Here is a 22,369-nt window from a genome sequence, read left to right as displayed (position 1 = left end):
CCCCGGCTCTAGACGTGTTCGGGACGGCTTCGCGCCCAAGCGATCGAGCGGGCCAGCCCTTCTTCGATGCTCACCTTCGGACGATAACCGAGCAGCGCTTCCGCCTTGGACGTATCGGCCCACGTCATCTTCACGTCGCCGACCCGTTCCGGCTTGCGCACAATTTGCAGATCGGGAAAATACGATTGCAGCCCGTCCAGCAAACGATTCATCTCAACCGGCCGCCCGCAGCCCAAATTATACACGCCGACATCCTCCGGACTGTTCAGCGCCGCCTTCAGCCCGTCCGCAATGTCGTCGATATACGTGTAATCCCGCGCCGATCCTTCCCCGAACACTTCGATCGCCCGGCCGTTCATCGCGCTGCGGATGAATTTGGCAATCGCCATGTCCGGACGTCCCCAAGGCCCGTACACGGTAAAAAAGCGCAGTATCGTCATCCGGTACCCATACAAATACTTGTACGTATGGCACAGCGACTCGCCCGCCACCTTCGACGCCGCATAAGGGGAGATGACGCGGCCGTTGGCGGCTTCTTCGCGAATCGCCTCGCCTTCCCGTTCCCCGTATACAGAGGACGAGGAGGCGAACAGCACATGATTTACGCCCGTTTCCCCGGCTGTTCGCAGCACATTGATCGTCGCATGAATGTTATGGTCGACATAACCGTGCGGATCGGCGATCGACGGCGTCACGCCGGGAACTGCCGCCAGGTGATACACCGCATCGAAACGTCCCGCCTCCATGATGCGGCGCAGTCCTTCCTCATCGCGCAAATCCGCCTCGATCCAGCGGCAAGCCCCGCTTCCGACCACTTCCTCCAGATGAGCCCGCTTTCGTTCGGGCGAATAGTAAGGATGCAGCATATCGACGATCGTCACGTCGTGCTTGGCGAGCAGCTTGGCCGCCAAATGACTGCCGATAAAGCCAGCCCCTCCGGTAACTAAGATGTTCATAACGCGTTAGCCCCCGTCCCTTCTTCCTAAGTCAGTTTCTACCATCATACCGCTAACAACCCGTTTCCCGCCATAGACAATCGCTTCGCCAAACTTGACGACAGCAGCCCCTGCCCGAGCGCGCAAGCCTTCTTTCACGCGCTGATGAGCGAATCAGAGCGCTCCGGGTACGGCGATTCCCAGCCACGTCTTCAACAGCGCCATACAGCCTCAGGGGATGCCGGGAGTCTCGTTCAAAGAGGCGTCGGAATTTCCGCCCAACCGGGCTTTGACCTGCGGACCCGATCGACAAAGGAAATCGTCCGCCGCAAACCGGCGCGATCCGTGTCGCCCGTCTCGGGCAGCTCGTCCGGCGTCCCGCCGCACAGCCGTGCGGCAGCGGCCAGGACGAGCGCGTCAACGATATCGTCGCGCCGTACCGTACGCCTCGGGTAACGGGCGAGCGTCTCCTCTACGATCCGGCCGGAGGACGGGTATACGCTCTGTAAGAGGCTCATCCTCTCCGCATACCCGTCTTCCGTTTTTTTGCCGTGTTCCATCGGCCGGCCGGACAGTCCGGCGAAGACAAGCTCCGGGTGCGCTTCGCGGAACGCTTCCCGCGCTTGCGGGTCGCGCCGCAGCAGCTCGTCGAGCTCGCGGATTTTTCCGACCAGCCCCCAGGATTGCCGGGACAACCCGCGTCCGCTTACTTCCCGCTGCACACGGTTCGCCTCCGCGTAATCGGCGGCTTCCAGCACTTCGCGAACGGGCGCAGGAAAAATACTTGATGCTCGTCCGGGCTTTAGCCGCTCCCTGGCGAGCGCATCGCACCGCCGGTCCAGCGGCCCGTCCGCCAACCCGATCGGCATGTCGATCAGCAGCAGCCGGGCATGCCCATAAGCGGCCCACAGCTCTTCGACGGTCGCATACAACGATGTCAGCCAGCCGCCGTCTTCCCCCGTCAAGGCGACGGCGAACCAACCGCCCGGACATCCGTCGATGCCGACATATACCGCCGCGCTTCCTTGCTTTTCCGGAATATGTTGCAAACGATTCGCCCCCGCTTCTTCCCATAAATGGGTATATTCCGATTGTATCATACAGGCCGCCGCATTCCCTTACGGCTCGCGTGAGGAGCCCGATATATGCGGGCAGGGACAGCCGTACAAGCGGAAATTCAGCCGCTGACATACGTTGTAACGGATTGAACCGGACTCTTGACGAAAGGGTAGGATGTAAGATGGGCAGAGACGTCGTCGATGTGTTGATTTCCGACCGGCGGAACGAGCATGAAATCACGCTTGTCGTGGAATGTTACTGCAAAGTTGCGCATGACTTGGAAGATCTGTACAACCGAACGAACGTTATTTTAATAAACGAAGGCGCGGAACGGATGGTGCAAGTTCATAGGGAAGACGGCGACGAGTGCGCGTACCCGTATATCGAAGTCGGTCCGCAAACCGCACTGGCGCTCGGACTGCAGGATCAAAGCCGCTATCTGATCGATTATAACTCGCTGCTGAATGCGATCACTTTGACCCGGATTACGTTAAGCAGCGGTGAAGCCGTGCTCGGGACGGATCGAAAGCGCGGCCGGGAACCTCGCATTACGCTCGGCCCCGCGCTGATTGCCACCCTTGGAATGGGCGGGCACACGAACTCCAGACTGACCGTGAGCAAAAACGGCGTGAAACTTAAGGCCAAGCTCGTCATTCCCGAAAACCAGTTCAGGGATGAACTCCTTCTGTCGCCTCACTTAATCAGGAAGCTCCGCCTAAGCGAAGGGAAACAGGTGCCGCTTTCATATCATCAACGAACCAAAACGTTATACATGGGGAAATTTACGGCTTCCAGCCCCGGAATGCCAGGCAATGACGAACTCCGCCCCGATGCTTCATCCCGAGCGCCTGCTTCCGCCATACGAACGGCCAAGCCACGCAAATCATCCGCTGGAGGCGTGCGGAAACCATTCAAGACCGCCTCCTCCTTGGCAAAGCCGGCATCAACCACCGTCACCGGATTCGGATTCGGACTCGTGGATCGCTCCATATCTATCGTCAAAGCTGCGCTGGCTTACTGGTTAAGACAGAAAGGCTCCAGATAAAAGCTGATGCCGGGCCTAACGAATGACGGTTGTATCCTTGTGGCGAAAGGCCGCCAGGTCGGAGCAAGCCCTGCAGCAATCCCATGCCCGAGCTTGACGAACGTTTCGTCCTGTTTTTCCTCCTAAGGCTTTATCCAGTACCGGTGACCTGAAATCCTGTCAAAACCAAGCTGCCGATACAGCGTCACCGCCGGCGCGTTGTCGTCGATCACCTGCAAATACAAGCGGTCGGCTTCGTGGTCCTGCGCCCATACGGCGAGCGCGCGAAGCAGCTGCTGGGCTATGCCTTTGCGCCGATGCTTCGGGTCCACGATAATATTGCTGATCCCTGCGAAGCCCCGCTCCGCCACAACCGTGCCGAGACCAACCGTTGCGCCGTCCTCCAGGACACGTACGAACGACTTCTCCGGCCCGACGGCCGAAAATATATGACGATACCCTGCGAACCGTTCCTGAGGAAAAGCTTCCAGCCGCATGAAATCGTGAATCCAGGCGTCATCGGCTTCCTCGGCACAATCGAAAGTAAACCGGCCTCCGTCCGTTACCCGCTCCAGCACCTCCCCCGTACGTCCGAGCATGAGCGAGCAATCCATCTCCAGCCGGTAGCCTTGTCCGGCCAGCTCCGCATCCAGCCCATCCGGTGACACGTCACTGACATAGAAACAAACAGGCAGTCCGCGTCTTTGGTAGAACCGCTCGATCCGGCGCAGCCAATCCGCATCTTCCGGCATCGGACCGACCGTGAACACGCTGTTTGCCCGTTTGGTCGTTCCGAAGGTCGCCCTCAGTTTCCAAGCGCCGTACGATTGCTGCGTGTAAGCCGGCCAAGCGTTCGCGGCCAGCTCTTCGATTAATGCGACAATCCGAACGTCAGTTCCCATATACCATTCGCCTCCTTTCCAGTTGAACGAATTATAGTCGAATCTGCTTGCGTGCAATTGTCCCAGCTCGACAAAAAAGGGCCTTGCCGCGGAGGCAAGCCCTTCTCTGTGCTGCTTCTTCTTCTCGATTCGGTTTACGCTTTACCCAACTGATGAATCGGATGGCCGAGCGCGCCTTCGGCGGCGTCCATCGTAATTTCACCAAGCGTCGGGTGCGCATGAATCGTAAGCGCAATGTCCTCGAGCGTAGCGCCCATCTCAATTGCAAGCGTAAGCTCGGAGATCAGGTTCGACGCTTCCGCGCCGACGACGAATCCGCCGACGAGCAGGCCGCTGTCTTTATCGCCGACCAGCTTAACGAAGCCGTCGGTTGCGTTCATCGATTGTGCGCGGCCGTTCGCCCCGTACGGGAACTTGCCGACTACGACGTTGATGCCTTTCTCTTTCGCTTCGGCTTCACTGAGGCCTACGCCCGCAATTTCCGGGTCGGCGAACACGACGGCCGGAATGGCTTTGTAATCGACGACGCTAGGCAGTCCGGCGATCGATTCCGCCGCGACCTTCGCTTCGTACGACGCTTTATGCGCCAGCGCCGGACCGGCGACGATGTCGCCGATCGCGTAGATGTGCGGCACGTTCGTTTGGCACTTCTCGTTCACCTTGATCAAGCCGCGTTCGCCGACTTCGACGCCCGCGAGCTCCAGCGACAATTCGCCGTCGGTGTTCGGGCGGCGTCCGACCGTAACGAGCACGTAATCGGCCGTCACTTTCTTCTCTTCGCCTTTGACTGTATACGTCACCGTCACATCGTTCTCCGTCCGCTCGCACGATTGCGCCAGCGCTTCGGTGACGATGTCGACGCCGATTTTTTTCAAATTGCGCTCGACGAGTCGAGTCAATTCTTTCTCAAAGCCCGGCAGGATGAAATCGGAACCCTCCAGCACCGTAACCTTCGTACCGAACTTCGCGTATGTTTGGCCAAGCTCGATGCCGATATAGCCGCCGCCGATGACGATCAGGCTCTTCGGCACTTCGGACAGCTTCAGCGCTTCCGTCGACGAGAGAATACGTCCGCCGTAAGGGAACGCCTTCAGCTCGATCGGACGGGAGCCTGTGGCGATGATGCAGGCGTTGAAACGGTAACGGGCCGTTTCGTTATCGTTAAACAAGCGCGCTTCGTGTTCGTTGATGAACAACGCTTCGCCGTTGAAATATTGAATTTTATTGCCCTTCAGCAGCATGCCGACGCCGCCGGTTTGCTTCTTGACGATTGCGTCCTTCCATGCTTGCACTTTGCCGAAGTCGACCTTGACGTTCTCAGCCGTAATGCCGATGGACTCGGCATGGCTGACAACCTCGTATTGATGCGCCGCGGAAATCAGCGCCTTGGACGGAATGCAGCCGCGGTTCAAGCACACGCCGCCGACTTCCTCTTTATCGACGACGAGCACGCTCTTGCCGAGCTGCGCCGCGCGAATCGCCGCCACGTAACCGCCGGGTCCTGCGCCGATGACCAATACGTCAATTTCTACCGATGCGTCACCTACTACCATAGCGGGTTACACCTCCATTACAAGCAGTTCCGGATCGGAAAGCAGCTGCTTGATGTAATTCATAAAGTTTTGCGCCGTCGCGCCGTCGATAATGCGGTGGTCGAAGCTGAGCGAAAGCGCCATAACCGGAGCAATCACAATCTCGCCGTTCTTCACGACAGGCTTCTCGGAGATACGGCCTGTACCCAGGATCGCCACTTCAGGGAAGTTGATGATCGGCGTGAAGAACATGCCGCCCGCGGAGCCGATATTCGTAATCGTCAGCGTGGAGCCTCTCAGCTCGCTGCCGCTAAGCTTGCCTTCGCGGCCACGAGTCGCCAAATCTTTGATCGCCGCTGCGATTGTCCAAATGTTTTTGCGGTCCGCATCCTGGATTACCGGTACGATCAGGCCGTTGTCGGTATCCGTAGCAATGCCGATATGATAGTACTTTTTGTACACAATTTCTTGCTTCTCTTCGTCGATCATCGCGTTCATCGCCGGGAATTGACGAGCCGCTGCGACCAAAGCCTTCACGATGAAAGGCAGGTAGGTCAGCTTGACGCCCTTCTTCTCGGCAACCGGCTTCGCTTTCTCGCGCAGCGCGACCAGACGCGTCACATCGACTTCGTCCATCAGCGTTACGTGCGGAGCCGTGTAGGCGCTCTTCACCATCGCGTTCGCGATCGCTTTGCGGATGCCCTTCAACGGCACGCGCTCTTCCTCGCGGTCGCCGCTGACAGCGCCCGCTGCGGACGAAGCCGCGCCAGGTGCCGCTGCAGCTGCCGCCGGCGCTGCTGCGCCAGCCTCAGCCACAGGCGCAGCAGCAGCCTTGCCGCCGCCAGCTGCAAAGCCGAGCACGTCTTCCTTCGTGACGCGGCCGTTCTTGCCTGTCGCCGGCACGTCGGCGATGTTCACGCCTTTCTCGCGCGCCAGCTTGCGCACGCTCGGCGTCGCCAGCACTTGGCCTGCCGCCGCTGCCGGCGCAGACGCCGGGCTTGCCGCAGGAGCGCTGCCCGCCATCGGCGTGTCGATCTTCGCCGCCGCAACATTGGCCGCGATCGCGCTGCCGACCGGCTCAACCGCCGCTGGAGCAGGCGCCGCTGCCGGAGCCGCGGCTGCTTCGCCGTGGCCGTGGGCTTGCTGAGGTACTTCGCCGACAACATCGATGATCGCGATGACGTCGCCAATCGTACATACAGTACCTTCGGAAACTTTCAGTTCGACGATTTTGCCTTCTACCGGAGAAGGAACCTCTACTGTCGATTTATCGTTCTGCACATCCATCAATATCGTTTCATCGTTTACGGAATCACCGGGCTTTACATGCCATTTGACGATCTCGCCTTCATGAATGCCTTCGCCCAGCTCCGGAAACCGGTATTCAAACGTTGCCATCGATCACTCACCGTCCTTGTCGCTTCATCGTTTTAGAAATCGAGCACTTTATTCAAGCCGGCAACGATTTTCGCCGGGTTCGGAAGCCATTGATCCTCGACTTGCGCAAAAGGATACACCGTATCCGGCGGCGCTACGCGCAGTACCGGGGCTTCGAGGTGCAGGATCGCTTTTTCGTTAATTTGCGCGATCACTTCAGCCGCGATACCGGACGTTTTTTGCGCTTCTTGCACGACGATCGCACGGTTCGTTTTCTTGATCGACTCGACGATCGTATCGATGTCAAGCGGCATCAGCGTACGCAGGTCGATCACTTCGACTTTCGCGCCGCGCGTTTTCTCGATTTCTTCCGCTGCTTTCAAGGACGTATGCACCATCGCGCCGTACGTGATGATCGTGGCGTCCGAGCCTTCGCGAACGACGTTCGCTTTGCCGATCGGCACCGTGTACTCGCCCTCCGGCACTTCCGCGCGGAACGAACGGTACAGATTCAAGTGTTCCATGAAAAAGACCGGGTCGTTATCGCGAATCGCCGAAATCAGCAAGCCTTTGGCATCGTAAGGGTTCGAAGGCACAACGACCTTGATCCCCGGCGTTTGCACCAGCAGGCCCTCAAGCGGGTCCGTATGCAGCTCGGCTGCTTTCACGCCGCCGCCGAAAGGCGTTCGAATCGTGATCGGAGCCTGGTAACGGCCGCCGGAACGGTAACGCATCCGTGCCGCTTGCACCGCGATTTGGTCGAACGCTTCGAAAATAAAGCCGACGAATTGAATTTCCATAATCGGACGGAAGCCTTGAATCGCCATCCCGACAGCCATACCGCCAATCGCGGACTCGGCCAGCGGCGTATCGAATACGCGCTCTTCGCCGAATTCGCCCTGCAGCCCTTCCGTTGCCCGGAACACGCCGCCTACTTTCCCGACGTCTTCCCCGAAAATGACGACGTTAGGATCGCGCTGCAGCTCGACGCGCATCGCGTCTTTTATCGCTTGAATCATTGTCATTTGAGCCATGGCTGAAAGTCCTCTCCTTTACGCTAAATAATCCGCTTTTTGCTCTTCCAGGTGCTGAGGCGTCGTCTCGAACATGCTGTCGATCAAGCCCGCAACCGTCATTTTCTCGGTCGTTTCCGCCTTCTTGATCTGCTCGGCTACCGTATTTTTCGCGTCTTCCACGACAGCCGCTTCTTCTTCCTCCGTCCAGAGGCCTTTGCTCGTCAAGTAGAGGCGGAAGCGGTTCAGCGGATCTCTAAGCTCCCATTCAGCCGTTTCTTCTTTGGTGCGGTATTTGGACGGGTCGTCGCCGGACATCGAGTGCGGCAGGAACCGGTAGGTGATCGCTTCAATCAACGTCGCGCCTTCGCCGCTGCGGCCGCGTTCGGCAGCGTCCTGTACGGCTTTGACAACCGCAAGCACGTCCATGCCGTCCACTTGCACGCCTTCGATACCCGCAGCTACCGCTTTATGAGCAACGGACAAAGCCGCCGTTTGTTTCGAGAATGGCGTGGTAATCGCATAACCGTTGTTTTGCACCATAAAGATCGCCGGCAATTTGAACGCGCCCGCAAAGTTCAGCGCTTCGTAGAAGTCGCCCTCGGATGAACCGCCGTCTCCCGTATACGTGATGGAGACGCGTTTCTCGCCGCGCTTCTTGAACGCCATTGCTACGCCCATCGCATGCAAATATTGAGCGCCGATGATGATTTGCGGCATGAGCACATGCACGCCTTCCGGAATTTGTCCGCCGTGCTGGTGGCCGCGGGAATACAGGAACGCTTGGTACATCGGCAAGCCGTGCCATACGATTTGCGGCATATCCCGGTAGCCCGGGCAAATGAAATCGTCTTGATTCAGCGCGAATTCGCTGCCGATCATCGTCGCTTCCTGACCGGATACCGGCGCATAGAAGCCGAGACGTCCTTGGCGTGTCAAGTTCACGGCACGTTGGTCCCACGTTCTGGTGAATACCATGCGCCGCATCAGCTCGCGCAATTGCTCGTCTGTCAATTTCGGCATCGCTTCCGGATTGACCACTTGGCCGTCGGAACCGAGAACGGATAACGGCTGCACTTCTTGTACGCCAACGATATATGGCTTACTCATCAGATAAGTCACCTCTTACAGTTAATGTTGGAACAGGGGCAATATCGAAAAAACACAAATTCTGTTATAGTAGTATTATAAACCTGTTTTTGCAAATAACACAAGAACTATCCTGATAAATATGATTTTTTTCACAAATACTAACTATAACAGTTTCACAAAATGAATAGTACAGTGGGTGAAAATTGTGAAAACTATTATAATACAAACGGAGGTATCGACCGATGGAAGAAGACGTCTACTATAAACGAACGATCGTCAAAGAGCTTGTCCCGTCCACATATTTAGGCGAAAACCGCGCGCTGCGCATCTATCTGCCGCCCGGTTACAATGAGCTTCTGTCCTATCCCGTTATTTACTGCCAGGACGGCGAAGATTTTTTTAATTTCGGGCGAATCGCCACCGCCATGAACCGGCTGATCTACGATCACAACGCCGATCCAGCGATTATCGTCGGCGTCGACGTCGACAAAAGCGTTCGGACGAGCGAATATGCGCCGGGCGGCGAACGTTTCGCGGCCTACTGCCGGTTTTTCGCAGAAGAGCTGCTGCCCTTCACTGAACATCATTACCCGGTACGCACCGATTCAAACGAACGGATACTTGCCGGCGACTCGCTGGGCGGAACGGTCTCGCTGCATCTTGCCTTAGATTATCCTAGCCTATTTAAGCAAGTTATATCCTTATCCGGAGCATTTTTGCAGTCAACCCAGGCACGGATCGCCGAAGAGCGCGATTTGTCCTGGCTATCCTTGTCCATGCTCATCGGCACGGAAGAAACAGAGGTCTCCACCGGCCGCGGCACGTTCGACTTCCTCGAGGCAAACCGCATAACAAAACAGCTCCTCGTCGCGAGGAGCTGCCAGCTTGAATATATGGAGAAGCCCGGCAAGCATCTGTGGGGCTTCTGGCAGCAGGAGCTGCCTGCGATGTTATTGCGGTTTCTCTAGAATGCCGTAACGCGCGCGCATCTGTTCGGCCATCTCCCGCACCTCGGCGGCTTGCGGAAGCCACAGCTTGGCGGAAGCCGCGGCCAGCCCGGCCTCGCTTTGCCGCTCGCGAACGACGCGTTTCACCGCATCGGCGAACGCCGCGGCGCCGCCGAACCGCTCGCCGAGCAGCTCGGTCAGGCTCGCCATGCTGTCCTCCGTCACCCGCGGATAGGCCGCATCGGCCGCTGCGCCTTCGGCCGCCCGCTCGTAGAACGCACGCGCGAGCCGCGCTTTAGCGGCACCCGCGCCTTCGGCCACTACGAACGCCTGCACGACGTACGCGTGCTGCTGTCTCCGCTGGGCGATGCCGCAAAACTTGCGGCCGCCGATGCTGAGGTCGAAATCGCCGGGACAGTACGCTCCGACGATTTCGCCCTTATCGACGCCGCCCCCCGCTTCGCGGAGCGCAGTCGCGATCAATTCGTACATCGTCTCGAAATCGTCGCGGAAATCAAGGTCTCCCTTTCTCCGCTTGGCACGGATGAACGAGACGTTCACCACCCCGAGATCCAGGGGCACAGCCGCCCCGCCGGAGTTGCGCACCGCGACGTTGTAGCCCTGAGCCTGGAGCCAACGGGTCGCTTGCGGCGCCCCCGGCAGCCGGCTGTCGCGCAGCCCCATCACGAACGCTCGCGGATGCCGCCACAGATGGACGATGGAAGGCCCTCCTTCGCCCGCATAACGGCAAAGCAATTCCTCAAGCGCGAACGGATACAGCACGTCCGCTTCGCCGAGCTCGTCGGTGCGGTCCAGGACCAGCACGCCTTCCCACCCGCTCGGCTGATGGCCCGTATCGTCTTTGTTAAGTGGTTCGTATGCGCGTTCCATGCCCGTTCCCCTTTTCCCCATCTTGTTCCTCTCATTGTAAAGAGGATCCTCTTGGGATTCAAGGGAAGCTTACCAGAAATCTGTGCCGCATCAGCTTGTCGCGTCTTCCAGCCCTTCGATCTTCGCCTGTCCCCAAGGGGCCACTTTCACATGCACGATCAGCTGCGCGGCTTTTTCCTCAAGCTCTTTGCCCGTATTCTCCGGGACGTAATACTTCTCAATGCCGTAGCTCACCCGGAAGCCGCCTTCGTATCTGTTATCCCACGTGTACAGGGCGCGCGCTTTCAGCGTCACCTCGCCCGCTCCGACCGGCGGCTTCGCATCGTAAGCCGCCACGGGCTCGTATACGCCGTCGGCCCCCGGCTTCACGACGACGTATACGGCGTCCCCGCGCTTGACCTGCCGGTCCGAGCCTTTCCACATCGCAGGCGTAACCGTATTGATATCATATGCCAGCGTGACGTAATCGCCGTACAACAAATCGCGCGGGTCGACGGGTACGGTGCGGATCCGGATATCCTGGCCGTACCAGCCGACGGCGTAGTACGAGATCGCGATGCCGGCGAGCACAAGCGTTTGCAGCAAGGCGAACAGCGCGACCAGCCGCGACCGTCTTTTCTTCAAGTTCATCGCCCCGTTAGGCATCCCGGTTCCCCTCCCCCGCATCGTGTAACACCTGTTTGTTTTTTCGGTTCAAGAACCAGCTCAAGCCGATCAGGAGAACGCCCCCGATGATGAAAAAGAGCGATTTGTCCATAAAGTCCCACGTCAGCTTGCCGTAAGCGACGAGCGTGCTGCAAATGAACAGCGCCGTCCCGAAGTTGATTTTGAACCGCCAGCTTTCGGCATAGCCCCGCCACAGCACGTACAGCGAGAAGAAGAACAGCGACAGCAAATACATCACGTATATACCGGCGCTCAAGTAGAAGAACGGAACGAACAGCACCCATTCGTATGCGGTCGACAACCGCCCCCGCATCGATTTGCCGGCCAGCGAAGCAGCGAACAGCACGCCCAGCGCGCTCAGGTAGGCCAGCGGCTCCGGACTTAGCCCTTCGCGCAGCGAACGTTCGCTCCACTCGCCGCCGATCAGCACCATGAACACGCCGAACACGAACGCGGCGGCGAGCGGCGCAGCTTGAAGCGCGTAGGCGCCGCGGCGCTCCTTCAACCAGTCCCCCAACACATACAGCGCAAGCGCCGGGATAAACATCCACATGAATTTATACTCTTCCGACAGCACCCACATGAGCGCATGCGCCGTGACACTTAAGCTGAAGCACCATACGAGCAGATCGCTGCGGAACTTCCAGCCGTAATAGCCAAGTCCCGCCGCCATGAGAAGAAAGGCAGTATAGCTGAAGCTGCCGAACGAAGCGACGCTGTAGACCTGCGCCGCATCGAACAACAGCAGCGCCAGCAAGTACAAGTAACGGCTGCGGTACATGTACGCGGCCAAAGCACCCGCCGCCGCCCATAGAATGAACGACCCGGCATTGTAAGCGACCAAATGGAACATTTGACCGATCAGGATGATGCCGCCGCCGAAGCTGACGACCCCGAGACCGGCGAGCGCAATCCCCAGCTTCTGCGCGCCTCGCCGCGTCGCCGCCTCGCCGCCAGCGTAAAATCCGCACATGACGAGCACGATCAGCAGAAGCCGGAGCAGTTGGGGAATATCCTGCCAGTTTGCTGCAATAAAGCTCAAAATACCGAGACCGACCAACACGCTTCCCAAAATCGGAAGCAGGCCGACCGCATGCTTTTTATCCTCATAGAGTCCGATAATCCGATCGGCCTGCTCACGGGTGACAATTCCTTGATCGACCCAGGCCGACGCTTCGCGTTCCACCCATTTTTTGCTCAAGCGTATCACCTCTTGTCCGGACCGCATTCCAGTATGCCGTCCTGATACTTTCAGTATAGCGAAGAACGAGGCCGAGAACAGTACTAACTTCGGCTAGTACCTGCCCATTTTTCCATCAGTGGGTGCAGGAAAACTCCGAACTATCTTATTCAAATTTACCCTCTGCTACATTATAATGAATCTAGCTTCTTATTTTTCTATTTGGCGTTGCCCCCGGAGGGATTGTTCCTATATGATGTCCAGAAGACTTTTTGTCAAGCAATTGCTTGGCCTGCTTGCCTTAATGACCGGAGGCGCAGCCGCTACCCGGTTATTCGGAAAAGCCGCCCCCGGCGATCCAGCCGCTCCGCCGGTGCAGCCCAAGCTGCCGGTCCCGGCCCCTGCGAGCCAACCCGCAGCTTCCGGCGCGCCGCTGCTGTCCTTCTTCCTGCTCAGCGATCTGCATATCAGCGCAGCCGATTCGAGCATAGGCGATAAGCTGCACCTCGCGTTGAAAGACGTGAGCAATTTCGAATCAAGCGTCGATACGATCGTCTTCGGCGGCGACTTGACCGACTTCGCCCGCGATATCGAGTACAATCAGCTGAAAAAAATATTGGGCGCCTACAAGCTGCCTCCTTATTACGCGAATATGGGCAATCATGACTATTACGATATTTGGTTGACGGACCGCGGCGCTTTCTCCACCGGGACGATGCCCAACGGCAAGACGGATGCAATGGCGCGGGAGCGGTTCATGCGCTTTTTCGGGTATAAGGATAAACCGTATACAGACGTATGGGTGAACGGCGTACACCTCATCTTGCTCTCACAGGAGGCGTACGTGCAGGAGAAGCCCGATGTCGGCGAGGGCGCCTGGTATTCGGACGAACAGCTCGCCTGGCTGGAGGATAAAATGAAGGCGCACGCGGACGGCAAACCGGCGCTCGTGTTCATCCATCAGCCCCTGCCCGCACCCGGAACCGACGGCGGCACGCACCGGCTCATTCGCGCCAAACGGTTCCGCGCCATTCTCGAACCGTACCGCAACGTCTTCGTGTTCTCCGGACATTCCCACCGGACCTTTGTGAACGAGAACCATTACAATCAGGAGAACACGTTCCACTGGTTCAACAACGCCTCCGTCGGCAAAACCAGGGGCGGCACGAGCGGCACGCCGACCGTTCAAGGCATGTACGTGCAGGTGTACCCGCACCAAGTCGTCGTGAAAGGCCGGGAGTTCACCGACCGTTCGTGGATTCCGGGCGCGGAATGGACCGTGCCGTTGCGCGTGTAGAAGAAGCGGGCGCGGTGTTCAAGGCGATCAACGCCTCCAACGCTTTCGACACAAAATGGGCTTCGCTCCTTCGAGCCAGCCCGTCATCTATTCATGCAATCGATCATACCCGTAAACCGCATCCCCGTGCACATACTTGAGCTTGGCGGCTTCGTTCCGGCCTGACGGATCCTCCGCCGGCGCAATGACCGAGAAAACCGCAAGTCCCTTCTTCTGCTCCCGGGCCAGCCATCCTACGCGCTCTTTCATCGCGGTTGGTTCACCCGGCTGGGGAAAAAGCGGAACGGTGGTTGTAAGCCTGCTTCTGGAATCTGTCCGATCTTCGGATAGATTCTTTTTTTATCCATGTAGGAAATAGGCAAATGTTGTCGAATGTAAATATGAATTGAACTATCGATGTATCGAATTTGTTGCAAAAGGTGATGAACGGTCGTGGATTTTGTTACCCAATTACTATTGAATATGCTCCTTGTCGTAACTCCGGTCATGATGTACCCCTTGTTCTGGATCGATCGTCTGCAGCACATCGACGACACCGGAAACCGGTGGGCCGCCGCCGCTCTCGCCGCCCTCTCGGCCGTGCTCAGCATGACGTATCCGGTTCAACTGGCCGACGGCTTCCAATACGACATGCGCTTTATCGCGCTCACCGCCTGTTTCATGTATACAGGAACGCTTCCTACGCTGGCGGTCTTCGCCGTCGTTGTGCTCTACCGGTTTATGGAGGGGGGCGCCGGCGCTTACGTTTCGCTCGCCATCACCGCAGTCGTCTTCCTCTTCTTGTGGGCCGTGAAGCGCAAAATTCATCCGTCCGCGCTGCTGCAAAAGCCGCTTGTCGCGGGATGGATCGGCCTGGTCGTTGTCGCCATCACCGCGGTCTTATCGATACCGTTCGCGGGACTCGGCCGCATGGTTTATAGTCCGGAAATCGCGCTTTTTTTTGTCGCCTATGCGCTGACTTATATGGGGACTTCGGTCATTATCGTATGTATCGTCCGGCAAATTCGCATCAATCTCGATTTGCGCAAGCAAATCCAGCAGCGCGACAAAATGAACCTGTTGAGCGAGCTGGCCACTTCGTTTGCCCACGAAATCCGCAATCCAATGACGGTTGCGCGGGGATTCGTGCAGATGATGAAGCAGCGCGAGCTTACCGAAGAGAAGCGGCAGGTCTACAACCAGATGGTGCTTGACGAACTGGATCGCGCCCAGTCGATCATCAACGACTACTTGTCGTTCGCCAGACCGCAAATGGAAGCGCTGGAGCTGCTGGACGCCAAGCAGCTTGTGCTTCGGGCGCTGGAGCAGCTCGACACCTTCGCTCAACTGCGGAACGTCCGCATCGAAGTCGATCTGCAGGACAAGCTGATGATCAGCGCGAACGCGGACAAATTGACCCAGTGCATCGTCCACTTGTGCCGGAACGGCATCGAATCGATGCCGGGCGGGGGCATCCTGCGCATCATCGGGTCCGTGCAATCGTCCCGCGTCAGCATCGACATCATCGACCAGGGCATCGGGATGACCGAGGATGAAGTCGGACGTCTCGGCACTCCTTATTACACAACGCGGGGGAAAGGAACCGGACTCGGCATGATGGTGACCTACCGCGTCATTCAGAACATTCAAGGCCGTATCGATGTCACGAGCGAGCAGGGGAAAGGCACCTGTTTTACAATCACGCTCCCTTCGCTGCAGCCGAGCAGCTATCATTGATCAGCCTCCGCCAGTATGTCCATCGCTTCTTGAAAAAGAAGGATGGACTTATTTTTCGTTCCTGCCGGCACATGCCGAATGAGGACGGCAACGGCATATTTCGGATGGTCCGCCGGTCCGTATCCGATAAACCAATGATTCTCGCCGGGCTTGCCGCCGGCCAGCTGCACTTGCGCCGTCCCGGACTTGCCGGCCACCGGCCACTTGGCGGCTTGCAGCGCGCTGCCGGTGCCGTGGTCCACGACTTGCGTCATCCAGCCCAGCATCGTCTTCGCCGTCGCCTGATGAATGGACGGGAACGCTTCCGCATCTGCTGCATGACGCGAATCGAACCGCTCGTATAACCTTTCGTTCCGGAACCGAACCTCTTGCACGACCCGCGGCGACAGCACCTGGCCGCCGTGGAACAGCGTTACGACAAGATTGGCCGCCTGCAGCGGGGTGAGCAGCACGTCACGTTGGCCGATCGCCGTCTGGACGAGCGCCCCCGCGTCTTTACGGTCGGTCGATGCGGCATACACTTGACCGGCTTCTTCCCCGTCCAGCTGCCGGAATCCCGCCGCCGCTGACGTATCCCCGAGCCAGCCGACCCGGTTCGTCAGGCCAAGCGATTGCGCATAGCGCTCCAGTCGTTCTCCGCCAAGCCGCTGCGCGACTTCCGCGAACACGATATTGCACGACTGGGCGAAGCCCTCCTCAAGCGTAAGCGTGCCGTGTCCCTCCTTCTTCCAGCACGTAAAGCCGAATTTCCCGAGCTCCCCGTCGCAATGAAACGTTTCGCCGGGCTTGACGACGTGTTCGTCCATCGCGGCCGCAGCGGTCACCGTCTTAAATATGGAACCCGGCGTCTCCGCCTTTAAAGCGCGATTGCCCCAGCCCGCCTCATTCGCCATATCGACGTGTTCCGGCTGAAAGCTCGGGCGGCTGGCCATCGCGATAACGTCGGCGTTTTCGATATCCATCACAACGACAGCCCCGTCGCGAATAGCCCATTGCTCCAGCTTGCCTTCGATACGCTCCTGCAGCTTGCGGTCCAAGGTTGTGACAATTTTCAACGGATAATACGGGTTGCCCGGCGTTACGGTGCGAATATCCAGCCCCGGAAGCGGCCGCCTTGCCGCATCCGTAAACAGCGACACCGAGGTTGCGCCGATCCCGCGCAGCCACGGCTCGAACGTTTTCTCCAGTCCGGCGTTGCCGATTTTGCTCGTCAATTGCAGCTCGCCCTTATGGAACTGGTCTGTGAATTGCTTCGTGATCCGTTCCGGGTTTTGCCCGATATACCCGATGACCTGGGCTGCAGGCTGGCGCCTGTCGTACCGTTCCTTATACGTCGTCACGCGTAAATCGGGAAGCCCTAGCGCGTCAAGCCGCTGCGCCTGATCCTCGGTCAGGGCAGCCGCTCTGCCATCGACCGTCCAAATTTGAGGCGCCGTAAGCGAATCCAAAAAAACGGTCAGCTGCCGCTCCGGGACGCCAAGCACCTTCGCCGCTCGGGCGAGTGATGCTTCTCGTTCGGCGGCGACGCTCGGGTCCGTTTCGATCGGAAATGCGGTCAACACCCGCATCGTCTTCCCCGTGAGCGATACGCCGTTGCGGTCCACAAAGTCACCCCGTCCGCTGTCGAGCACGATTCCCTGTTCCCGCTGCACAACCGAATTTTCAACCAGATCGATCCCCCGGTCGGTCAAATGCGTAGCGGAGGCGACCTGGATCCAAAACAGCCGTACGTTCCAGCCGATCAAAACAAGAACGATGCCTATCAAAACGGTAAAAATACGGTTTTTTTTCAAGGTTGACGATTCATGCTCGTTCATGGCACTCACCTGCTCGCTTCGCGCTTGTGCTGTTTTCTTCCAGTATGCGCATATACAAGCTTCGACAAACGCGGCAGAGCTTGAAGTCAAAGCCGCACGCCTTCAATCCCATGAAATGGAAAAAAGCGCCCGCCTCTCCGCAGAGGCAAGCGCCGTAACGTGAACCGATCACTCGGTCTATACTTGGAACTTGGACAACGATTCTTTCAAGGAATTGGACAGCTCCTCCAGCTTGTCGGACAGCTTGACGAGTCCGGTGGACACGTTGAGCTGCTCCGAGCTGAGCGATGCCACTTCCTCCGAAGTGGCCGACGACTGCTGCGCCACCGCGCTGACGTTAGCCATCGCATCGCTAAGCACCGATTGGGACGATTCCAATTGACTGATCGACTCGGTCACTTCGGACAGGCGCTCGATAAAGCCTGCCATTTGCGTATCAACCTGCTTGAAGATGGAATCCGCTTCCTTAACCGACGAAATTTGCTCTTGGAAAATCGGATACGCTTGCGACAACACCTGCACCGTCTCGTCAATTTCCTTCTGAATTTGCTCCGTGATTTGCCCGACGATCGCAATCGACTGACGGGATTGATCGGCCAGCTTGCGGATTTCATCGGCCACGACCATAAAGCCTTTGCCTGCCGCGCCGGCTCGAGCCGCTTCGATGGTCGCATTCAAGGATAGAATGTTCGTTTGCTTCGTCATATTGCCGAGCACGTCGAGAATTTTACGAATGGAGCGCGTGCTTTCTTTTAAATTATCGACCTTCTCCACCATGGAGCGGGTCATCGATTCCGTTTCGTTCGTTTTGCCGATCAGCTCGCTCATATAAGTGATCCCTTGCTTACTCGAGCCTTGTACTTCGCCGGCTGACGTGCCCATGATCACATTCGCTTCCACGACACTTTTCATCTGCTTGGCGATGTTGTGCGTCAATTCGTTGCCTCGCTCGGACTCGACCGCCAAGCTGGATGCGCCGTTGGCGATTTCCTCGGTCGCGATCGAGATATCTTTGGCGGACATCGCCGTTCTCTTCGACGCATCGGACAAGTCGGCCGCCGTCTGCAGCACCTCTTGCGCGGAAGCGTTCGTTTGCTGCACAAGCGCCGTAATTTTCTCCATCATTTGGTTGAAGCTGACGCTAAGCTGCCCGATTTCGTCCTGGCTCTTCACATCCATACGGACGCGCAGATTGCCCTGCTCGCCTTCCTTCATCAGGTTGCGCAGCAGCACGAGCGGACGCCCGATCATGCGGGCGATGAAGTAACCGATGATGACGGCAATGACCATCGCCCCGAGCGCCATGCCAAGCGTCAGGTTGAAAATGACCGAAGCGTCTCTGACCAATTCGTTGACCGGCATATAACCGATGAAGTTCCATCCGTTAACCTGCGATTTGTAGTACACGATCTGGTAATCGCCCTTAATGCTGGTCAGCTGGCCGTTCCCCTCTTTGAAAGCGCCTTCGGGCACATCCAGCTTGCTTTCTTTGCCGAGCTGTTCCAGATTCGGGGAGTACACGTACGTATTCGTATCGGAAACGATGATCGTGCTTCCGCCTTCGCCCATGCTGATGCTTTCGGTTTCCCGGCCGATCGTATCGACGCCGATTTCGATCAGCAGCACACCGGTAATTTGACTCGTCGACGGGCTTTTCAGTATGCGGCCCAGGGCGAACGTCGGCTGCGCGTTCCCCAGAACGCCGTCGGTGAATCCTTTCTCCTGTGTACTAAGCCAGACCGCCTGACCGTTGCCCTCGATAATTTTCTTGAACCAGTCCTTCTCGGCCCGGCTGTCGTTGCCCATCGTATTGGCCGTCGAACTTATAGGTTCGCCCGTTTCCGTCAGCAAATGCACGGCTTTAATGCTTTTATTAGAGAAAGCATAAACATTCAGCTTCTCGTTCACTAACCGGTTCAAGTTCATATAATCGTATGTATCTCGTCCTGTTGCGCGAAGATTCGTGATCGTTGCCCGCAAATCTTCGTTCAGCATCATCTGCATGGTCAAATCTTCGAAGGTCGAATAGATCAGGTCAAGCTTCGATCCCGCTTGAATGATCGTTTGCTCCGAAGCGTCCGCCACTTTGTTCTGAAGGACTTGCTTGGACTTGTAATAAGAAGTCAAGCCAACCGTCAACACAAAAAACAAGATGCAGAAGAAAAAAATCAAGAACAGCTTCGCCCCGACGGATTTCATAAGATGGGTCATCCGCATGTTCTGTAAAGATTCGGCGACAGAACCGGCAGCGCTTGTGCCAGACCGCTTAGACCGGGATGTTTGTGCAGCAAGTTTCATTTGTACGCTTTTGCCGAATTTTTGCAGGCTTACAAGTAGTGAAGACAACCTATTCTTCACAGGAAACACCACCTAATTCATTTTGGTTTCAAATCATTTTCTTGTTGCTTCTAGGTACAAGAACCTATTCGACATATTAAGCCAAAATCCTCCACCTTTTATGTATTCCTTTCCAATAAACATAGTGCTTGGCGATTAGCCTATGAAAAGGTTTTATAGGCATGTTTATATATATCGGGATAAAGCCCGTCCTTTTGAAGTACTTTTTTGTTCGAATTTCCGGACACGCAAAAAGGCCCGCGAGCGTGAAGCTTGCTCGCGGGCCTTTCTTTTTCGCATTTCCGTTATTTGCCGACTCGTTTGCGCATCATATCGAACGGACGAACCGGCTGCTCCACTTTCATCCGAATCAATTGCAGCGGATGGCGGGCGGCGTCAAGCGCCTCTCCGGCCTCGTTCGCGATGCTGGGCACCTGCTGCTTGAAGAATGTGCCGCCCGGGCCGAAAAACTCCACCTCTTGTCCCGGTTTAAAGTGGTTGCGCTGCTGGATGAGCGCTATGCCTTCGGCCGGATCGTAGTCCATCACGACGCCGACGAAGTCGTAAGGCGCCGCTTTGTCCTCCGGCTCGAAGATGTGATCCTCGTGACCCGGTTCGTCGTAGAAAAAGCCGGTGTTCAGCGGACGGTTCGCCGCCTTCTGAATTTCGTACAGCCATTCCGGCTTTAACGTATAATTTTGCGGATCGTCGAAGTACGCGTCGATCGCTTGGCGGTACGCATTCACGACCGTCGCCACGTAGTGGACGCTCTTCATCCGCCCTTCGATCTTGAAGCTGTCGACTCCGGAGCGAATCAGCTCGGGGATGTGCTCGATCATGCACAAGTCTTTCGAGCTCATCGAGAACGGATTGTCACCCTCCTGGAACAACGGCAGCTCCTTGATGCCGATCTGAGACGCAGACGTCCCGCCGAGCTCCTCTTCCGTTGTAAACAGGTCATATTTCCAGCGGCACGACTGCGAACAGCCGCCCCGGTTCGAATCGCGGTCCGTAAAATGGTTCGACAGTACGCACCGGCCTGAATAGGAGCTGCACATCGCGCCATGCACGAACACTTCGATTTCGATGTCCACGTTGCGCTTGATGTCGACGATCTCCTCCATGCTCACTTCGCGCGCCAGCACGACGCGGTCCACGCCGTCTTCCTTCCAGAACTGCACGGCCTGCCAGTTCATCGTCGACTGCTGCGTGCTCAAATGAATTTCCAGCTTCGGCGCCACCCGCCGGCACGTCTCGATAATGATCGGATCGGCTACGATGATCGCGTGTACGCCCGCATCCTGAATGCCGCGCAAATAGTCCTCCAGGCCGTCGATATCCTCGTTGTGCGCAAAAATGTTAGTCGCGACGAACACCTTGGCGCCGTATTTTTCGGCAAACTCAACGCCCTCGCGCATTTCTTCGAATGTGAAATTATCCGCGTTGGAACGCAGCCCGTACTGCTGCCCACCGATATATACCGCATCCGCGCCGTAATGCACGGCGAACTTCAGCTTCTCCAGGCTGCCCGCAGGAGCCAGCAGCTCCGGTTTATCCAGACGCACGCGTTTGCCCAGCAGCTCTTGATTGATTAATGTCATCGCACTCACCCCATTTCGTGTAACGCTTCTTAGTATACTTGCTCTTTATAGAAGAACCCGTACGACAGCTCGCGCCGCGGATCCTGCAGCTTGCGAATCGCCTCCAGCCACTCTTCCTGGAACCGGTAACCGCCCGGGTCCGCCGTATAGGCATCGATCGCTTGTTTGTAGCTGCGCAGCACCGTTTCGTTGTAGGCCGGCGTCTTCAAGAGCGACTCCACCTTCAAGCAGTCGATGCCGCCTTCCAGCAGCTCGTGAAGGCTGTCCAGCATGCAGACATCGTCCGAGCTCATAATGTGCGTGCCGTTCACATCCTCGTACACCGGATACCGCTCGTTCTGACGCTCCTGCTCGATCAGGAACAAACCTTCATCCATGCCGAGATCCAGCTGTTCCAGCTCTTCGGGACGGCCTTGATGTTCCTTGTAATTCGTCAGCAAGCTCCGCTTCGAGTGGTAAATGTTCGTGATGCCGTGCACCTGCACTTGAACTTCCAGCTCGGGCAGCTGCCGCTTGATCTCCAGCGTCTCCTCGAGGTTCAACTCGCGTGCCAGCACCATCCGGACGGCTCCCTTGCCCGCCCAATACCGGGCCGTCGCGTAGTTGGTCGACGTCATCTCCGCATTCCAATGCAGCTTCATGCCGGGCGCCGCTCTGCGAACGGCGATCAGTACCGCAGGGTCGCCGAAAACGAGCCCGTCGACCTGCACACGGTCCAGCTCTTTCAAATACGTTTCAAGCGGGGCCAGCAGCCCGTTATCCATAAGGTTGTTCACCGCCACATACACACAGGCGTTGCGTGCATGCGCCCAAGGAACAAGCTCTTCAAGCCCGGCTATGGAGATCTCGCCCGGTAAGCGCAGGCCGAAACGATGCTCGCCTACGACAACGGCGTTTGCACCCGCCTCGATATAACGCTGCGCCTCCCGGACCGTACCGGCCGGGATCAGCAATTCCGGTTTTTTCGTCATGACCATCACACC

The 22,369-nt window shown here is 57.4% G+C and carries 19 protein-coding genes; 4 read left to right on the top strand and 15 right to left on the bottom strand.

What is annotated here, in order from left to right; translation table 11 throughout:
• Window positions 1–8 precede the first annotated feature (8 nt).
• Complete coding sequence (locus ACZ439_RS20455) at window positions 9–956, bottom strand: NAD-dependent epimerase/dehydratase family protein (protein ID WP_464620091.1); 948 nt, start codon at window positions 954–956, stop codon at window positions 9–11.
• A gap of 233 nt (window positions 957–1,189) precedes the next feature.
• The gene (locus ACZ439_RS20450; RefSeq protein ID WP_141334243.1) at window positions 1,190–2,035 is read right to left on the bottom strand and encodes a DUF429 domain-containing protein; all 846 of its coding nucleotides are present in this window, start codon (window positions 2,033–2,035) and stop codon (window positions 1,190–1,192) included.
• Window positions 2,036–2,175: 140 nt separating this feature from the next.
• On the opposite strand from ACZ439_RS20450, the gene ACZ439_RS20445 reads away from it, so the two are divergent.
• Complete coding sequence (locus tag ACZ439_RS20445) at window positions 2,176–3,039, top strand: hypothetical protein (protein ID WP_054797112.1); 864 nt, start codon at window positions 2,176–2,178, stop codon at window positions 3,037–3,039.
• Between the two features lie 122 nt (window positions 3,040–3,161).
• On the opposite strand, the gene ACZ439_RS20440 is transcribed toward ACZ439_RS20445, so the two are convergent.
• The 5 genes from ACZ439_RS20440 to pdhA all read right to left on the bottom strand — a co-directional run bounded on the left by ACZ439_RS20440 (window position 3,162) and on the right by pdhA (window position 8,952).
• Entirely contained in the window at window positions 3,162–3,920 is a 759-nt protein-coding gene (locus ACZ439_RS20440; protein ID WP_054797154.1) for a GNAT family N-acetyltransferase, read from the bottom strand.
• Between the two features lie 134 nt (window positions 3,921–4,054).
• Window positions 4,055–5,473, bottom strand: a complete 1,419-nt coding sequence (gene lpdA, locus ACZ439_RS20435) for a dihydrolipoyl dehydrogenase (protein ID WP_127607146.1) — start codon at window positions 5,471–5,473, stop codon at window positions 4,055–4,057.
• A 6-nt stretch (window positions 5,474–5,479) separates the two neighbouring features.
• The gene (locus ACZ439_RS20430; protein ID WP_127607144.1) at window positions 5,480–6,850 is read right to left on the bottom strand and encodes a dihydrolipoamide acetyltransferase family protein; all 1,371 of its coding nucleotides are present in this window, start codon (window positions 6,848–6,850) and stop codon (window positions 5,480–5,482) included.
• A 32-nt stretch (window positions 6,851–6,882) separates the two neighbouring features.
• Complete coding sequence (locus tag ACZ439_RS20425) at window positions 6,883–7,863, bottom strand: alpha-ketoacid dehydrogenase subunit beta (RefSeq protein ID WP_127607142.1); 981 nt, start codon at window positions 7,861–7,863, stop codon at window positions 6,883–6,885.
• A gap of 18 nt (window positions 7,864–7,881) precedes the next feature.
• Window positions 7,882–8,952 carry a pyruvate dehydrogenase (acetyl-transferring) E1 component subunit alpha gene (gene pdhA / locus ACZ439_RS20420; protein ID WP_054798678.1) on the bottom strand — a complete coding sequence of 357 codons (1,071 nt, stop codon included), beginning with the start codon at window positions 8,950–8,952 and terminating at the stop codon, window positions 7,882–7,884.
• Window positions 8,953–9,176: 224 nt separating this feature from the next.
• Between pdhA and ACZ439_RS20415 the strand changes: the two genes are divergently transcribed.
• Window positions 9,177–9,902: an alpha/beta hydrolase gene (locus ACZ439_RS20415; RefSeq protein WP_127607140.1), complete on the top strand. Its 726-nt coding sequence runs from the start codon at window positions 9,177–9,179 to the stop codon at window positions 9,900–9,902.
• Here the strand turns inward: ACZ439_RS20415 and ACZ439_RS20410 are convergent.
• The 3 genes from ACZ439_RS20410 to ACZ439_RS20400 form a co-directional block, all read right to left on the bottom strand.
• Window positions 9,885–10,772, bottom strand: a complete 888-nt coding sequence (locus ACZ439_RS20410) for a lipoate--protein ligase family protein (protein ID WP_127607138.1) — start codon at window positions 10,770–10,772, stop codon at window positions 9,885–9,887. The genes ACZ439_RS20415 and ACZ439_RS20410 overlap by 18 nt on opposite strands.
• Window positions 10,773–10,862: 90 nt before the next feature.
• Entirely contained in the window at window positions 10,863–11,417 is a 555-nt protein-coding gene (locus ACZ439_RS20405) for a GDYXXLXY domain-containing protein (RefSeq protein ID WP_230875898.1), read from the bottom strand.
• Complete coding sequence (locus tag ACZ439_RS20400) at window positions 11,410–12,639, bottom strand: DUF2157 domain-containing protein (RefSeq protein ID WP_127607136.1); 1,230 nt, start codon at window positions 12,637–12,639, stop codon at window positions 11,410–11,412. Before ACZ439_RS20400 ends, ACZ439_RS20405 begins: the two co-directional genes overlap by 8 nt.
• Before the next feature lie 232 nt (window positions 12,640–12,871).
• On the opposite strand from ACZ439_RS20400, the gene ACZ439_RS20395 reads away from it, so the two are divergent.
• Complete coding sequence (locus ACZ439_RS20395) at window positions 12,872–13,915, top strand: metallophosphoesterase family protein (RefSeq protein ID WP_464620090.1); 1,044 nt, start codon at window positions 12,872–12,874, stop codon at window positions 13,913–13,915.
• Window positions 13,916–14,002: 87 nt separating this feature from the next.
• Here ACZ439_RS20395 and ACZ439_RS20390 read toward each other — a convergent pair whose 3' ends face one another.
• Window positions 14,003–14,164: a hypothetical protein gene (locus ACZ439_RS20390; protein WP_201318207.1), complete on the bottom strand. Its 162-nt coding sequence runs from the start codon at window positions 14,162–14,164 to the stop codon at window positions 14,003–14,005.
• Between the two features lie 183 nt (window positions 14,165–14,347).
• Here ACZ439_RS20390 and ACZ439_RS20385 point away from each other — a divergent pair, with 183 nt between their 5' ends.
• Window positions 14,348–15,631 (top strand): ATP-binding protein, encoded by a 1,284-nt coding sequence (locus ACZ439_RS20385; protein ID WP_054797864.1) that lies wholly within the window; start codon window positions 14,348–14,350, stop codon window positions 15,629–15,631.
• Here ACZ439_RS20385 and ACZ439_RS20380 read toward each other — a convergent pair.
• From ACZ439_RS20380 to ACZ439_RS20365, 4 genes are all read right to left on the bottom strand, one after another.
• Complete coding sequence (locus ACZ439_RS20380) at window positions 15,625–17,448, bottom strand: peptidoglycan D,D-transpeptidase FtsI family protein (RefSeq protein ID WP_464620089.1); 1,824 nt, start codon at window positions 17,446–17,448, stop codon at window positions 15,625–15,627. The genes ACZ439_RS20385 and ACZ439_RS20380 overlap by 7 nt on opposite strands.
• A 177-nt stretch (window positions 17,449–17,625) precedes the next feature.
• Window positions 17,626–19,647 (bottom strand): methyl-accepting chemotaxis protein, encoded by a 2,022-nt coding sequence (locus ACZ439_RS20375; protein WP_464620088.1) that lies wholly within the window; start codon window positions 19,645–19,647, stop codon window positions 17,626–17,628.
• A gap of 443 nt (window positions 19,648–20,090) precedes the next feature.
• The gene (locus ACZ439_RS20370) at window positions 20,091–21,386 is read right to left on the bottom strand and encodes a peptidase U32 family protein (RefSeq protein WP_054797866.1); all 1,296 of its coding nucleotides are present in this window, start codon (window positions 21,384–21,386) and stop codon (window positions 20,091–20,093) included.
• 29 nt (window positions 21,387–21,415) lie between these two features.
• A complete protein-coding gene (locus ACZ439_RS20365; protein ID WP_054800159.1) occupies window positions 21,416–22,357 on the bottom strand; it encodes a peptidase U32 family protein in 942 nt (313 codons plus the stop codon).
• Between the last annotated feature and the right edge of the window lie 12 nt (window positions 22,358–22,369).

It is taken from the genome of Paenibacillus sp. JCM 9796 (genome assembly GCF_055379675.1).
This window is presented reverse-complemented; position numbering and strand designations above follow the sequence as displayed.